Origin of the sequence: Kitasatospora sp. NPDC057965 (assembly GCF_042887135.1) — a bacterium.
GTDB lineage: Bacteria > Actinomycetota > Actinomycetes > Streptomycetales > Streptomycetaceae > Kitasatospora.
Window position 1 is genome coordinate 44,810 of record NZ_JBHVPZ010000019.1, and the last position, 14,765, is coordinate 59,574.

Consider the following 14,765-nt stretch of genomic DNA (forward strand, 5'->3'; position numbering starts at 1 on the left):
GGAACCAACGACATGTCTCGCTCCGCACACCCCGCAGGTCCCCGGCACGGCGACGTGCTGCCCGAGGGCCACTACCAGGCGCCGCCGAGCGACCTGAACGCGCTCGACCCCAAGGTCTGGTCCCGGACCGTCACCCGTGACGCCGAGGGCGTGGTCACCGTCGGCGGCGTCGACGTCAAGCGGCTGGCCGCCGAGTTCGGCACCCCGGCCTACGTCATGGACGAGGCCGACTTCCGGGCCCGGGCCCGCGCCTGGCGCGAGGCGTTCGGCGCGGACGCCGACGTCTTCTACGCGGGCAAGGCCTTCCTCTCCAAGGCGGTCGTGCGCTGGCTGCACGAGGAGGGCCTCAACCTCGACGTCTGCAGCCCGGGCGAGCTGGCCGTGGCACTGGCCGCCGGGATGCCGCCGGAGCGGATCGCGCTGCACGGCAACAACAAGTCGGTGGACGAGCTCGAACACGCGGTGAAGACCGGGGTCGGGCACATCGTGGTCGACTCCTACGAGGAGATCGAGCGCCTGGCGGCCATCGCCGGCCACCAGGGCGTGCGCCAGCCGGTGCTGATCCGGATCACCGTCGGCGTCGAGGCACACACCCACGAGTTCATCGCCACCGCGCACGAGGACCAGAAGTTCGGCCTGTCGCTGACCGGGGGAGCGGCCGCCGAGGCGGTCCGCCGGGTGCTGGCGCACGGCGCGAGCCTGGAACTGCGCGGCATCCACTCGCACATCGGCTCGCAGATCTTCGACACCGCCGGCTTCGAGGTGGCCGCCCGCCGGGTGGTCGGCCTGCTGGCGTCGATCCGCGACGAGCACGGCGTCGAGCTGCCCGAGATCGACCTCGGCGGCGGCCTGGGCATCGCCTACACCAGCGAGGACGACCCGCGCGAGCCGGCCGAGATCGCCGCCGCGCTGGCCGAGATCGTGCGCCGCGAGTGCGCCGCCGCGAACCTCACCGCCCCCCGGCTGAGCGTGGAGCCGGGCCGGGCGATCGTCGGCCCGACCGCGTTCACCCTGTACGAGGTCGGCACCGTCAAGCCGCTGGAGGGCCTGCGCACCTACGTCAGCGTGGACGGCGGGATGTCCGACAACATCCGCACCGCGCTGTACGACGCCGAGTACTCGGTGGCCCTGGTGTCGCGCACCAGCGAGGCCGAGCCGATGCTGGTCCGGGTGGTCGGCAAGCACTGCGAGTCCGGCGACATCGTCGTCCGGGACGCCTTCCTGCCGGCCGACCTCGCCCCCGGCGACCTCGTCGCGGTGCCCGCCACCGGCGCGTACTGCCGCTCCATGGCGAGCAACTACAACCACGCCCTCAAGCCCCCCGTGCTCGCCGTCCAGGACGGTGCGGCCCGGGTGATCGTCCGGCGCGAGACGGAGGAGGATCTCCTGCGTCTCGATATCGGATGACGAAATCCTTGTCTCAGATCATGGAACGACCGTAGATCCGTACGGAAAGTCCCGGAGACTGGCAGGGACCGAAAGTCCGGCGGGCCCCCGAAAATCCCGCCGGAACGACCGAAGCACGATGAATGAGCGGAGTCGGATGATGCGTACGCGGCCGCTGAAGGTGGCGTTGCTGGGCTGTGGTGTGGTGGGCTCCGAGGTGGCGCGCATCATGACGACAGACGCCGCCGACCTCGCCGCGCGCATCGGCGCGCCGGTCGAGCTCGCCGGCATCGCGGTCCGCCGGGCGGGCCGCCCCCGCCCGGGGGTGCCCGAGCACCTGCTCACCACCGATGCCGAGGCGCTGGTCAACCGGGGCGACATCGACGTGGTGATCGAGGTCGTGGGCGGCATCGAGCCGTCCAAACACCTCATCCTGTCGGCGTTCCGGCAGGGCGCCTCGGTGGTCAGCGCCAACAAGGCGCTGCTGGCCAAGGACGGCACCGAGCTGCACGCGGCGGCCGCCGAGGCCGGGGTGGACCTGTACTACGAGGCCGCGGTGGCCGGCGCGATCCCGCTGCTGCGCCCGCTGCGCGAGTCGCTGGCCGGCGACCGGGTCAACCGGGTGCTGGGCATCGTCAACGGCACCACCAACTTCATCCTCGACAAGATGGACTCCACCGGCGCCGGGTACTCGGAGGCGCTGGAGGAGGCCACCGCGCTCGGTTACGCCGAGGCCGACCCCACCGCCGACGTGGAGGGCTTCGACGCCGCCGCCAAGGCCGCGATCCTGGCCGGCATCGCCTTCCACACCAAGGTGACCGCGGCGGACGTCTACCGCGAGGGCCTCACCGAGGTGACCGCCGCCGACATCGCCTCCGCCAAGGCGATGGGCTGCGTGGTGAAGCTGCTGGCGATCTGCGAGCGGGCCGCCGACGGCGAGTCGGTCACCGCGCGCGTCCACCCGGCGATGATCCCGCTGTCGCACCCGCTGGCCTCGGTCCGCGAGGCGTACAACGCGGTGTTCGTGGAGGCCGAGGCGGCCGGCCGGCTGATGTTCTACGGCCCGGGCGCGGGCGGCGCGCCGACCGCCTCCGCGGTCCTCGGCGACCTCGTCGCGGTGTGCCGCAACAAGCTCGCCGGTGCCACCGGCCCCGGCGACTCGGTGTACACCAGGCTGCCGGCCAAGCCGATGGACGAGGTCGTCACCCGCTACCACGTCAGCCTGGACGTCGACGACCGGGCGGGCGTGCTCGCCCAGGTCGCCTCCGTCTTCGCCGAGCACGGCGTCTCCATCGACACCGTGCGCCAGCAGGGCCGCGACGGCGACGCCTCGCTCGTCGTGGTCACCCACCGCGCCACCGACGCCGCGCTGTCGGCGACGGTGGACAAGCTCCGCGCACTCGACAGCGTGCGCGACGTGGCCAGCATCATGCGGGTCGAAGGGGAATAGGAACAGATGATGAGCAGCGTTGCCGAGAACGCCGCCCGTGGCACCCACACCCACCAGTGGCGTGGTCTGATCGAGGAGTACCGGGACCGCCTGCCGGTCAGCGCGGCCACCCCGGTGGTCACCCTGCTGGAGGGCGGCACCCCGCTGGTCCCCGCCCAGGTGCTCTCCGAGCGCACCGGCTGCGAGGTCTACCTCAAGGTCGAGGGCGCCAACCCGACCGGGTCCTTCAAGGACCGCGGCATGACGATGGCCATCTCCAAGGCGAAGGAGGACGGCGCCCAGGCCGTCATCTGCGCCTCCACCGGCAACACCTCGGCCTCCGCCGCCGCGTACGCGGTGCGGGCGCGGATGGTGTCGGCGGTGCTCGTCCCGCAGGGCAAGATCGCCCTGGGCAAGATGGGCCAGGCGCTGGTGCACGGCGCGAAGATCCTCCAGGTGGACGGGAACTTCGACGACTGCCTCACCCTTGCGCGTGAACTGTCCGAGAAGTACCCGGTGGCGCTGGTCAACTCGGTGAACCCGGTCCGGATCGAGGGCCAGAAGACCGCCGCCTTCGAGATCGTCGACATGCTCGGCGACGCTCCGGACATCCACGTGCTGCCGGTCGGCAACGCGGGCAACATCACCGCCTACTGGAAGGGCTACCGCGAGTACTCCCGCCCGTCTCCCGCCGCCACCCTTGACGGAGGCGCTTCGCGCCGCATCCTCCCCGGCCCGGCCACCCGCACCCCGCGGATGTGGGGCTTCCAGGCGTCCGGCTCGGCCCCGATCGTCGACGGCGCCCCGGTGCTGCGGCCGCAGACCATCGCCACCGCGATCCGGATCGGCAACCCGGCCTCCTGGGACTACGCGCTCGCCGCGCGGGACGAGTCGGGCGGTCTTATCGACAAGGTGACCGACCGTCAGATCCTCTCCGCGTACCGGCTGTTGGCCTCCCAGGAGGGCGTCTTCGTGGAGCCCGCCTCGGCCGCCTCGGTGGCCGGACTGCTGGCCAAGGCGGAGGCCGGCCTGGTCGACCCGGGCCAGCGGATCGTCTGCACGGTGACCGGCAACGGCCTCAAGGACCCGGACTGGGCGGTGGCCGGCGCGCCGCAGCCGCAGATCGTCCCGGTCGACCCCGAGGCCGCCGCCCGGCGCCTGGGCCTGCTCGACTAGCCCCCCACCGCCACGGGGGCCAGGCCCCCACCCGGGCCGACCCTTTCGGGGGTCGGCCCGGTTTGCGTTCTCGACTGACACTTTTGTGTCAATTTACCGGCGCATTCCGATCCGATTCCCGCATGCATTCCGGCCAGAACCGGCAACACACCAGATCGAAGGCCCACGGGGTGTACCGCTGTGGAACCTCTCTTCGATACTCTGGGTCCGGCCGTGTGGCACATGCCCCGGGTCCGGCCCCTTCGCGGGCCGCACCACCGACTGTGACCGTTCGCCCCGGCCGGGGCCCGAGGCCCGCTCCCCACCCTCGCACCGACGCGCTTCGCGCCGCCCGATTTCCCCAGGAGAGTCCACCGCATGGCCGGTCCTGCGTTCCGTGCCGCCGCCGTCCGGGTCCGGGTTCCCGCGACCAGCGCCAACCTCGGTCCGGGTTTCGACGCCTTCGGACTCGCGCTGGGTCTGTACGACGACGTGGTCGTCCGGGTCGCCGACTCCGGGCTCTCCGTCGACATCGCCGGCGAGGGCGCCGACACGCTCCCGCGCGACGAGCGCCACCTGCTGGTCCGCTCGATGCGCGCCGCCTTCGACCGCCTCGGCGGCCAGCCGCGCGGCCTCGAAGTGGTCTGTGCCAACCGGATACCGCACGGCCGCGGCCTGGGCTCCTCGTCCGCCGCCATCTGCGCCGGCATCGTCGCCGCCCGCGCCGTCACCATCGGCGGCCCGTCCGCCCTGGACGACGACGCCCTGCTGGCCCTCGCCTCCGAGCTGGAGGGCCACCCGGACAACGTGGCGGCCTGTCTGCGCGGCAACTTCACCGTGGCGTGGACCGAGGAGGACACCGCCAGGGCGATCGCCCTGGAGCCGTCCGCCGAGGTCGTCCCGGTGGTGTTCGTGCCGGGCACCGAGGTGCTCACCGAGACCGCCCGCGGCCTGCTGCCGAAGACCGTCCCGCTGGCCGACGCCGCCGCCAACGCCGGCCGGTCCGCGCTGCTGGTCGAGGCGCTGACCCGGCGGCCGGACCTGCTGCTGACCGCCACCGAGGACCGGATCCACCAGGACTACCGGGCCTCCGCGATGCCGGACAGCGCCGCGCTGGTGGCCGCGCTGCGCGCCGAGGGCGTGCCCGCGGTGATCTCCGGCGCCGGCCCGACCGTGCTCGCGCTCACCGACGAGGCGGGCGTGCAGAAGGTCCTGGACTTCGCCGACGGCCACGGCGCCGACGGCCCGGCGTTCGCCGCGCACCGGCTCGAACTCGACCGGACCGGCGCCGCGGTGCTCCCGCTCGACGTCTGAGCACGCCGTCCGGGCCGGGCCGTCCGGACACGATTGGCAAGCGCAAGGCTGGGGAATGTCTGAGGGGGTCGGTAGTGTTAACCTCATTGCTGCACCAGGTGCCCTCCGGGGCTCGGTGCGCCGCGTCCCGATCCCAGCACTCCGCACCAGCGGAGTCCCGGCGATGCACGGGGCGACGATTCTCCGGGAGCCCACCGCAGCGCGTACGCAGCCTGCCTGCGCGACTTGCGGCCGCATCCCGAAGCCGTGACGGCACCTGACTCCCACCCGCGGCCTCCCACCCGAGGCCAGGACGGGCGGAGCGCGGGCCACCGTCACGCGACGGGGGCCCGGGATTCGCAGGCAGCGTGGGGGCACCTCCCGGCCGGCGGCCGGGGGAGGGTCGACACTCGACCGTCCCACCACGCCACTCAGCACCACCGTGCTTCAAGCACCGCACCTCGCAGCTCTCTCCCGAACGGCACCCAGCGCCATTCGGGGGATCACCGCCTCGGACCGACGCAGTCGAGCGTTGGTCAGGACAGCACAACCGGTCGCCGAGCCAGACAGGCCGACGTCCGCTCCAGGGAAGGACCCTTAGTGAGCGACACCACCGATCTGATGGGCGCGCGCCCGGACGCCGAGGCGTCGGACGCCGCCGCCGCCCCCGCGGCCCCGGCGCGGCGCCGTCGTACCGCCGCCGCGGGCCTGGACGGCATGGTCCTGGCCGAGCTGCAGAAGCTCGCCGCGGACCTGGGCATCACCGGTACCGGGCGCATGCGCAAGAGCCAGCTGATCGAAACCATCAAGGAGAAGAGCGGCGGCGACCCGCTGCTCGCCGGCGCCACCGCCGCTCCGGCCGCCAAGCGCGCCGCCAAGACCGAGACCGCCGAGCCGGCCGAGAAGCCGGCCCGCCGCACCAGCAAGGCCGCCGCCGCCCGGGCCGAGGCCTCCGCCGCCGAGGCGCAGGCCCAGATCGAGATCCCGGTCCAGGCCGCCGCCGAGACCGCCGCGCCGGCCCGCACCGAGCGCACCCGCCGCCGGGCCACCTCGGCCGCCGGCGCCCCGGCCGCCGAGACCGCCGCCGAGGCGCCCGCCGCCGTGGTGACCGAGGCCAAGCCGGCCGAGACCCGCACCGAGGGCGCCCGCGCCTTCGAGGGCCGCGAGGAGGGTCGCGAGACCCGCCGCGACCGCCGGGAGCGCCGCGACCGCCGCGAGGGCGGCGAGCGCGAGGGCCGGCAGGAGACCGCCACCGAGGCCCAGGCCGGCCAGGACGGCGAGGGGCGCGAGTCGCGTCGCGACCGCCGCAACCGCCGTGACCGCGCCGAGCGCCAGACCCAGCAGCAGGGCGCGCAGGGCGAGGGCCAGGGCCGCCAGGGCGGCCAGCAGGCCCAGCAGCCGCAGGCTCAGCAGCAGGCCGGCTTCGACGACGACGAGTACGGTGACGGCCGCCGCGGCCGCCGTGGCCGCTACCGCGACCGCCGGGGCCGCGGCCGCCGCGAGGGCTTCGAGACCACCGGCACCGAGCCGCAGATCGGCGAGGACGACGTCCTGATCCCGGTCGCGGGCATCCTCGACATCCTCGACAACTACGCGTTCGTGCGCACCTCCGGCTACCTGCCGGGCCAGAACGACGTCTACGTCTCGCTCGCCCAGGTCCGCAAGAACGGCCTGCGCAAGGGCGACGCCATCACCGGTGCGGTGCGCCAGCCGCGCGAGGGCGAGCGCCGCGAGAAGTTCAACGCCATGGTGCGGCTGGACTCCGTCAACGGCATGGACCCGGAGAGCGGCCGCGGCCGCCCCGAGTTCAACAAGCTGACCCCGCTGTACCCGCAGGAGCGACTGCGCCTGGAGACCGACCCGGGTGTGCTGACCACCCGGATCATCGACCTGGTGTCGCCGATCGGCAAGGGCCAGCGCGGTCTGATCGTCGCGCCGCCGAAGACCGGCAAGACGATGGTGCTGCAGGCGGTCGCCAACGCGATCACCCACAACAACCCCGAGTGCCACCTGATGGTCGTCCTGGTCGACGAGCGTCCGGAAGAGGTCACCGACATGCAGCGGTCGGTGAAGGGCGAGGTCATCTCCTCGACCTTCGACCGCCCGGCGGAGGACCACACCACCGTCGCCGAGCTGGCCATCGAGCGCGCCAAGCGCCTGGTGGAGCTGGGCCACGACGTGGTGATCCTGCTGGACTCGATCACCCGTCTGGGCCGTGCCTACAACCTGGCGGCGCCGGCCTCCGGCCGCATCCTGTCCGGTGGTGTCGACTCGACCGCGCTCTACCCGCCGAAGAAGTTCTTCGGTGCCGCGCGCAACATCGAGAACGGCGGCTCGCTGACCATCCTGGCCACCGCGCTGGTCGAGACCGGCTCGCGGATGGACGAGGTGATCTTCGAGGAGTTCAAGGGCACCGGCAACATGGAGCTCAAGCTCGACCGGAAGCTCTCGGACAAGCGCATCTTCCCGGCCGTGGACGTGGACGCCTCCAGCACCCGCAAGGAGGAGATCCTGCTCGGCGGCGAGGAGCTCGCCATCGTCTGGAAGCTGCGCCGGGTGCTGCACGCGCTCGACTCGCAGCAGGCGATCGAGCTGCTGCTGGACAAGATGAAGCAGACCAAGAGCAACGCCGAGTTCCTGATGCAGATCGCCAAGACGACCCCCGGGTCGGGCGACTGACGCGGCAGGACGCGTCGAAGCACCCGGGCCCCGGACCGCGCGAGCGGTCCGGGGCCCGCTGCCGTTCCGGTCCGGTTTGTTCCAGACTCGCGACATCTTGAGCCCTTTTTGGCATCTTGTCCGATTTACTCTGGGCCGTATGGCCGAACACAAGAGGGTCCCGAGCCGCCGTCGCAAGCTGCTGCGCGCGGTCGCGTGCGCCGTCGCCGCGCTCACCGTCCTCGGCGCCGGGGCCGCCGGGTACGCGTACCTGCGGCTGGACGGCAACCTCAAGAGCGTCGACATCGACGCGCGGCTCGGCACCGCCCGCCCGGCGGCCGCCGTCGACGGTTCCTTCAACGTGCTGGTGCTCGGCTCCGACTCGCGCTCCGGCAACAACGCCGGCCTCGCCGGCGGCGACACCGGCGGCACCGCCCGCTCGGACACCGCGATGGTGCTGCACGTCAACCAGGACCACTCCCGCGCCGACGTGGTGTCCATCCCGCGCGACACGCTCGTCCCGCGCCCCGAGTGCACCGACGCCAAGGGCAAGGCGGTGCCGGCCGCCAAGCGCGCGATGTTCAACAGCGCCTACGAGAGCGGCGGCGCGGCCTGCGCGGTGAAGACCGTGGAACAGCTCAGCGGGCTGCGGATGGACCACTACGTCGAGGTGGACTTCGACGGCTTCGCCCGGCTGGTGGACGCGATAGGCGGGGCCACCGTGACCACCACGGTGGCCATCCACGACAAGGACAGCGGCCTGGACCTGCCGGCCGGCGAGCACCACCTGGACGGCCGGCAGGCGCTCGCCTTCGTCCGCACCCGGCACGGCGTGGGCGACGGCAGCGACCTCGGCCGGATCGAACTGCAGAAGCAGATGGTCCGCTCGCTGCTCCAGCAGGCCGGCGGGATCGGACTGCTGACCAACCCGGTCAAGCTCTGGTCCGTCGGCGACACCCTGACCCGCTCGATCACCACCGACTCCGCGCTCGCCTCGGTCAACTCGCTGGTCGCCCTGGCCCAGGAGCTCAAGGGGATCGGCCCGGACCAGCTCTCCATGGTCACCCTGCCGGTGGAGCCCGCCCCGACCGACCGGGACCGGGTGGTCCAGCAGCAGCCGCAGGCGGACCAGCTCTGGGCGGCCCTCAAGGCCGATGCGCCGGTGCCGCGGGCGGTGGTCGCCGGCCAGCCGCAGAACCCCGCCCAGGCCACCCCCACCGCGCCCGCCACGGCCCCGGCGAAGGCGCCCGCCAAGCGCCCCTGAACGCGCCCGCCGGGCGCCTCCGGGCGGCCCGGAATATCCCGCGGCGCCCCCCGGTTTGGGAAGAAGCGGCCGGTCCTGGCAGACTGGACCGTCGGTCCCGGTTCACGTGCGGCATTCCAGCCGCCGACCCGGTGCCCTCCCGAACACTAGGAGAACCCCTTGAAGCCCAACGTTCACCCCGAGTACGTGGTCACCCGCGTGACCTGCACCTGCGGTGCCGAGTTCACCACCCGCTCGACCGAGACCAGTGGCGAGATCCGCGCCGAGGTCTGCTCGCAGTGCCACCCGTTCTACACCGGCAAGCAGAAGATCCTCGACACCGGTGGCCGCGTGGCCCGCTTCGAGGCCCGCTTCGGCAAGCAGCACAGCGCGAAGGCCTAGCGCTCCCTCGGCGCCGGTCTCCCGGTGCCCCCGAACTCGTTTCCGGGGGCGCTGGGGACCGGCGCCGTTCGCGTCCCCCCGCACCTCCGCGCACCCACCCCCCTTGCACGACGATCCCCGGGAAGAAGGCCACCCCATGTTCGAGGCAGTCGAAGAGCTCCTCGTCGAGCACGCCGACCTCGAAGCGAGGCTGGCCGACCCGTCCGTCCACGCCGACCAGGCCAACGCCCGCAAGCTGGCCAAGCGGTACGCCGAGCTGACCCCCATCACCCGGGTCTACCGGCAGTGGCGGCAGGCCGGTGACGACATCGAGGCCGCCCGCGAACTCGCCGCCGAGGACCCGGAGTTCCTCTCCGAGGTGAAGGACGGCGAGGCCCGCCGCGAGGAGCTGACCGAGGAGCTGCGGCTGCTGCTCGTCCCGCGCGACCCGAGCGACGACAAGGACGTCATCCTGGAGATCAAGGCGGGCGAGGGCGGCGAGGAGTCCGCGCTGTTCGCCGGCGACCTGCTCCGGATGTACCTGCGCTTCGCCGAGCGGATCGGCTGGAAGACCGAGATCATCGACTCCAACGAGTCCGACCTCGGCGGGTACAAGGACGTCTCGGTCGCCGTGAAGACCAAGGGCAACGCGGAGCCCGGCCAGGGCGTCTGGGCCCGGCTCAAGTACGAGGGCGGCGTGCACCGCGTGCAGCGCGTGCCCGCCACCGAGTCGCAGGGCCGCATCCACACCTCCGCGGCGGGCGTGCTGGTCACCCCCGAGGCCGAGGAGGTCGAGGTCGAGATCCTCGCCAACGACCTGCGGATCGACGTGTACCGCTCCTCCGGCCCCGGCGGCCAGTCGGTCAACACCACCGACTCCGCGGTCCGGATCACCCACCTGCCGACCGGTATCGTGGCGTCCTGCCAGAACGAGAAGAGCCAGCTGCAGAACAAGGAGCAGGCGATGCGCATCCTGCGTTCGCGGCTGCTGGCCGCCGCGCAGGAGGAGGCCGAGCGGGAGGCCTCGGACGCGCGCCGCAGCCAGGTCCGCACGGTGGACCGCTCCGAGCGGATCCGGACGTACAACTACCCGGAGAACCGCATCTCGGACCACCGTACGGGCTTCAAGTCCTACAACCTGGACCAGGTGCTGGACGGCGAACTGAACCCCGTCATCCAGTCCTGCGTCGACGCGGACGCCGCGGCCAAGCTCGCCGCGGCCCAACAGAACTGACACCGGCGGCAGCGAGCCCGACGTCGAGGCCGGAGAGCGGAAGCAAGAGGTCGTACGGATGAACCTGCTACTCGCGGAGGTGGCCCAGGCCACCCAGCGGTTGGCCGCGGCCGGCGTGCCGTCGCCGCGCTTCGACGCGGAGGAGCTCGCCGCCCACGTCCACAACGTCAAGCGCAGCCAGCTGCACACGGTCCAGGACGGCGACTTCGACGCCCGGTACTGGGAGGCCGTCGCCCGTCGCGAGGCCCGTGAGCCGCTCCAGCACATCACCGGCCGGGCCTTCTTCCGTTACCTCGAACTGGCGGTCGGGCCGGGCGTGTTCGTACCCCGCCCGGAGACCGAGACGGTCGTCGAGTGGGCCATAGACGCGGTCCGAGAGATGGACGTCGCCGAGCCGTTGGTGGTCGACCTGTGCTCCGGCTCCGGCGCCATCGCGCTCGCCCTCGCCCAGGAGCTGCCGCGCTCCACCGTGCACGCCTTCGAGCTCGACGAGGGCGCGCTGCCGTACACCCGGCGCAACATCGAGGCCTCGCCCGACCGCGCCCGGGTCACCCTGCACGAGGGCGACGCCACCCGGGCCTTCGAGGACGACCGCGCCTGGGACGGCCGCTTCGACCTGGTCATCTCCAACCCGCCGTACATCCCGCTCACCGAGTGGGAGTACGTCGCCCCGGAGGCCCGCGACCACGACCCGCAGATGTCGCTGTTCTCCGGCGAGGACGGCCTCGACACCATCCGCGGCATCGAGCGGGTCGCCGCCCGGCTGCTGCGTCCGGGCGGTGCCGTGGTGATCGAGCACGCCGACACCCAGGGCGGACAGGTCCCGTGGATCTTCAACGAGGAGGGCGGCTGGACCGACGCCGCCGACCACCGGGACCTCAACAACCGCCCCCGCTTCACCACGGCGCGCAAGGCGTCGCTGTGAACCACGTCATGAGCCCGTTCGGAAGGGGACCGCACCGATGAGCCGCCGCTACGACTGTGCCGACACCGGGGACCGCGCCACCGGCCTGCGCGAGGCCGCCTCGGCCATCCGCCGCGGCGAACTCGTCGTGCTGCCCACCGACACCCTGTACGGCGTCGGCGCGGACGCCTTCTCCCCGGAGGCCGTGGGCGCCCTGCTCGCCGCCAAGGGCCGCGGCCGCAACATGCCCTCGCCGGTCCTGGTCGGCTCGCCGACCACCCTGCACGGCCTGGTCACCGACTTCTCCGAGCAGGCCTGGGAGCTCGTCGACGCCTTCTGGCCCGGCGGCCTCACCCTGGTCGCCCGGCACCAGCCCTCGCTGCGCTGGGACCTCGGCGACACCCGGGGCACCGTCGCCGTCCGGATGCCGCTGCACCCGGTCGCCATCGAGCTGCTGAACGCCACCGGACCGATGGCCGTCTCCAGCGCCAACCGGACCGGCGGCCCGTCCCCGGCCACCTGCGACGAGGCCCAGCAGCAGCTCGGCGACGCCATCTCGGTCTACCTGGACGGCGGCACCGCCGACCACGCCCAGGCCTCGTCGATCGTGGACGTCACCGGCAAGGTGCCCGTGCTGCTGCGGGCCGGCGCGATCTCCGTCGAGCAGCTGAGGGAGGTCGTCCCCGACCTGGAGGCCGGCAGTTGACGGCCGCCTCCCTCCATGCCGGGCCCGGCATATCGCCGTACCTGAGCGTGGGCCCCAGGCCGCTGAACCACTTCCGGATCCTCTACGTCTGCACCGGCAACATCTGCCGCTCGCCGATCGCCGAGCGGCTCACCCGGCGTGAGCTGGACACCCGGCTCAATCCCCGGGTGGCCGGGCGGATCCTGGTCGAGTCTGCCGGCACCTGGGGCCACGTGGGCGCGCCGATGGAGGAGCACGCCGCGACGGTGCTGGACGAGTACGGCGCCGACAGCGGCGGCTTCACCGGCCGCGAACTGCTGGACGAGCACGTGGTGGAGGCCGACCTGGTGCTCACCGCGACCCTGGACCACCGGGCCCAGGTCATCTCGATGGGCCACGAGGCGGGGCTGCGCACCTTCACGCTGAAGGAGTTCACCCGGCTGGTCCGCACCATCGACCCCGGCACCCTGCCGGACCCCCGGCGCGGCGCGGACGTCACCGAACGCGCCCGCGCGCTGGTCCGCGCCGCCGCCGCGCTGCGCGGCTGGCTGCTGGCCGCCGACCCCGAGGCGGACGAGCTGCACGACCCCTACGGCGCGCCGATCGGGATGTTCCGCAACTGCGGCGAGGAGATATTCCACGCCGTCGACCCGGTGGTCACCGCACTGACCGGCATCCGCGCGCTCTGAATATTGGCCCGCCCGGGCGCTCCCGTCCCGGTCCCGACGGTCGTTGCTCCAACGCCGCTCGTGCCTCACGGCGTCCTCGCGCCTCCCTTTCGGCACCGGCGCGCCCGGGCGGGCAGCAGCCCGCCCCGCTCGGGCGCTCCCGGCCCGGTCCCGACGGTCGTCGCTCCGACACCGTTCGCGGCTCCCTTCGTACGCCCGGGCGTACCCCGGCACGCGCCGCCGTGCCAGGGCGCGGGGGCGGTCCTACGCTGGAGAAATCCGACCCGACGCGCCCGGGAGCCCCGCCATGACCGTCACCGATGCCGCGACCGGACCCGTCGACACCGCCGAGGCGCGCTCAACGGCCCTGTACCGGGCCGATCCCCAGCTGGCCGACCTGCTGGCCGCCGAGGCCGAGCGGAGGGCCGAGACGGTCCAGCTGCTGGCCGGGGAGAACCTCACGAGTGCGGCCGTCCTGGCGGCCCTCACCGGCCCGCTGATCGACAAGTACGCCGAGGGCTACCCCGGCCGTCGCCACCACACCGGCTGCGCGCTCGCCGACGCCGCCGAGCTGCTGGCGATCGACCGGGCCCGGGAGCTGTTCGCCGCCCCGCACGCCAACGTGCAGCCGCGCTCCGGCACCTCGGCGATGCTGGCCGCCTACGCCGCGCTGCTGCGGCCCGGCGACGTGGTGCTCGCGATGTCGCTGGAGCACGGCGGCCACCTCAGCTGCGGCTCGCGGGCCAACTTCTCCGGCCGCTGGTTCGAGTTCGTCGGCTACGGGGTGCGCCGCGACGACGGGCTGATCGACCTCGACCAGGTGCGCGAGCTGGCCCTGCGCCACCGCCCGAAGGCGATCGTGGCCGGTTCCATCTCCTACCCGCGGCACCCCGACTGGGCCGCCTTCCGGGAGATCGCCGACGAGACGGACGCCTATCTGGTGGCCGCCGCCGCGCAGACCACCGGACTGATCGCGGCCGGTCTGGCGCCGTCCCCGGTGCCGTACGCGGACGTCACGGTGGCGGCCACCCACAAGCTGCTCCGCGGCCCGCGCGGGGGCCTGCTGCTGTCCACCGCGGAGCTGGCGGAGCGGATCGACCGGGCGGTCTTCCCGTTCAGCCAGGGCGGCGCCGCGATGAACGAGGTGGCCGGCAAGGCCGTCGCGCTGGCCGAGGCCGCGACGCCCGCCTACCGGGCGTACGCGCAGCGGACGGTGACCGGCGCGCGGGTGCTGGCCGAAGGGCTCGCGCAGGCCGGTGCGAGCCCGCTGACCGGCGGGACCGACACCCACCTGGTGACCGCCGACGTCGGCGCGCTCGGGGTCAGCGGCGCCGAGGCGGAGCGCCGCTGCGCCGCCGCCGGCCTGCTGCTCGGCAAGTGCGCGCTGCCGTACGACGAGGCGCCGCCGTCCGAGGCCTCCGGGATCCGGCTCGGCACCGGCACGGTGACCTCGCAGGGCATGGGGGAGGCGGAGCTGGAGGAGATCGCCGGGCTGATCGGACGGCTGCTCGTCGCGGGCACGGACGTCCGGGTGGCGCAGCGGGTCCGGGAGCTGGCGCGGGCGTTCGCCGGGCGCCGTTGAACGGTCATCCGAATCTCCTGCCCGGCGGGGCGAACCGCGATGCGCGCCCCCGGCGTCGGAGTCAATAAGGTGTGTGCCGTGGCGACGCACCTCGAACCCCGGACAGGCACGGGAGTACCTTCGGTACCCACCCGTCGGACAGCGCTG

Annotated in this window: 12 protein-coding genes; all 12 read left to right on the forward strand. The window is 73.3% G+C overall.

What is annotated here, in order from left to right:
* Nucleotides 1-12 precede the first annotated feature (12 nt).
* The 12 genes from lysA (at nt 13) to glyA (ending at nt 14,618) form a co-directional block, all read left to right on the forward strand.
* Nucleotides 13-1,407: a diaminopimelate decarboxylase gene (gene lysA, locus ACFVVU_RS24395; RefSeq protein ID WP_380684805.1), complete on the forward strand. Its 1,395-nt coding sequence runs from the start codon at nt 13-15 to the stop codon at nt 1,405-1,407.
* Between the two features lie 136 nt (nt 1,408-1,543).
* Nucleotides 1,544-2,836: a homoserine dehydrogenase gene (locus tag ACFVVU_RS24400; RefSeq protein WP_380684806.1), complete on the forward strand. Its 1,293-nt coding sequence runs from the start codon at nt 1,544-1,546 to the stop codon at nt 2,834-2,836.
* Between the two features lie 9 nt (nt 2,837-2,845).
* A complete protein-coding gene (thrC, locus tag ACFVVU_RS24405) occupies nt 2,846-3,991 on the forward strand; it encodes a threonine synthase (protein ID WP_387792296.1) in 1,146 nt (381 codons plus the stop codon).
* A 357-nt stretch (nt 3,992-4,348) separates the two neighbouring features.
* Nucleotides 4,349-5,284: a homoserine kinase gene (gene thrB / locus ACFVVU_RS24410; protein WP_380684808.1), complete on the forward strand. Its 936-nt coding sequence runs from the start codon at nt 4,349-4,351 to the stop codon at nt 5,282-5,284.
* 579 nt (nt 5,285-5,863) lie between these two features.
* Nucleotides 5,864-7,942: a transcription termination factor Rho gene (gene rho / locus ACFVVU_RS24415; protein WP_387792203.1), complete on the forward strand. Its 2,079-nt coding sequence runs from the start codon at nt 5,864-5,866 to the stop codon at nt 7,940-7,942.
* A 139-nt stretch (nt 7,943-8,081) separates the two neighbouring features.
* Nucleotides 8,082-9,185, forward strand: coding sequence for an LCP family protein (locus ACFVVU_RS24420; protein ID WP_387792205.1), 1,104 nt, complete (start codon nt 8,082-8,084; stop codon nt 9,183-9,185).
* A gap of 159 nt (nt 9,186-9,344) precedes the next feature.
* Entirely contained in the window at nt 9,345-9,566 is a 222-nt protein-coding gene (gene rpmE, locus ACFVVU_RS24425; RefSeq protein ID WP_030057539.1) for a 50S ribosomal protein L31, read from the forward strand.
* A 136-nt stretch (nt 9,567-9,702) separates the two neighbouring features.
* A complete protein-coding gene (gene prfA / locus ACFVVU_RS24430) occupies nt 9,703-10,779 on the forward strand; it encodes a peptide chain release factor 1 (RefSeq protein ID WP_355371306.1) in 1,077 nt (358 codons plus the stop codon).
* A 58-nt stretch (nt 10,780-10,837) separates the two neighbouring features.
* Nucleotides 10,838-11,704, forward strand: a complete 867-nt coding sequence (prmC, locus tag ACFVVU_RS24435; RefSeq protein WP_350553031.1) for a peptide chain release factor N(5)-glutamine methyltransferase — start codon at nt 10,838-10,840, stop codon at nt 11,702-11,704.
* 37 nt (nt 11,705-11,741) lie between these two features.
* Nucleotides 11,742-12,389, forward strand: coding sequence for an L-threonylcarbamoyladenylate synthase (locus tag ACFVVU_RS24440; protein ID WP_355371309.1), 648 nt, complete (start codon nt 11,742-11,744; stop codon nt 12,387-12,389).
* A 29-nt stretch (nt 12,390-12,418) separates the two neighbouring features.
* Nucleotides 12,419-13,057, forward strand: a complete 639-nt coding sequence (locus tag ACFVVU_RS24445) for a protein-tyrosine-phosphatase (RefSeq protein ID WP_380681340.1) — start codon at nt 12,419-12,421, stop codon at nt 13,055-13,057.
* Nucleotides 13,058-13,343: 286 nt separating this feature from the next.
* A complete protein-coding gene (gene glyA, locus ACFVVU_RS24450; RefSeq protein ID WP_387792208.1) occupies nt 13,344-14,618 on the forward strand; it encodes a serine hydroxymethyltransferase in 1,275 nt (424 codons plus the stop codon).
* Nucleotides 14,619-14,765 lie beyond the last annotated feature (147 nt).

Bases quoted from the DNA above. Each gene is read 5' to 3' on its own strand.
- ACFVVU_RS24400 (WP_380684806.1), top strand. From the start codon at position 1,544: ATGATGCGTACGCGGCCGCTGAAGGTGGCGTTGCTGGGCTGTGGTGTG.
- thrC (WP_387792296.1), top strand. From the start codon at position 2,846: ATGAGCAGCGTTGCCGAGAACGCCGCCCGTGGCACCCACACCCACCAG.
- prfA (WP_355371306.1), top strand. From the start codon at position 9,703: ATGTTCGAGGCAGTCGAAGAGCTCCTCGTCGAGCACGCCGACCTCGAA.
- lysA (WP_380684805.1), top strand. From the start codon at position 13: ATGTCTCGCTCCGCACACCCCGCAGGTCCCCGGCACGGCGACGTGCTG.
- ACFVVU_RS24440 (WP_355371309.1), top strand. From the start codon at position 11,742: ATGAGCCGCCGCTACGACTGTGCCGACACCGGGGACCGCGCCACCGGC.
- prmC (WP_350553031.1), top strand. From the start codon at position 10,838: ATGAACCTGCTACTCGCGGAGGTGGCCCAGGCCACCCAGCGGTTGGCC.
- thrB (WP_380684808.1), top strand. From the start codon at position 4,349: ATGGCCGGTCCTGCGTTCCGTGCCGCCGCCGTCCGGGTCCGGGTTCCC.
- glyA (WP_387792208.1), top strand. From the start codon at position 13,344: ATGACCGTCACCGATGCCGCGACCGGACCCGTCGACACCGCCGAGGCG.
- ACFVVU_RS24420 (WP_387792205.1), top strand. From the start codon at position 8,082: ATGGCCGAACACAAGAGGGTCCCGAGCCGCCGTCGCAAGCTGCTGCGC.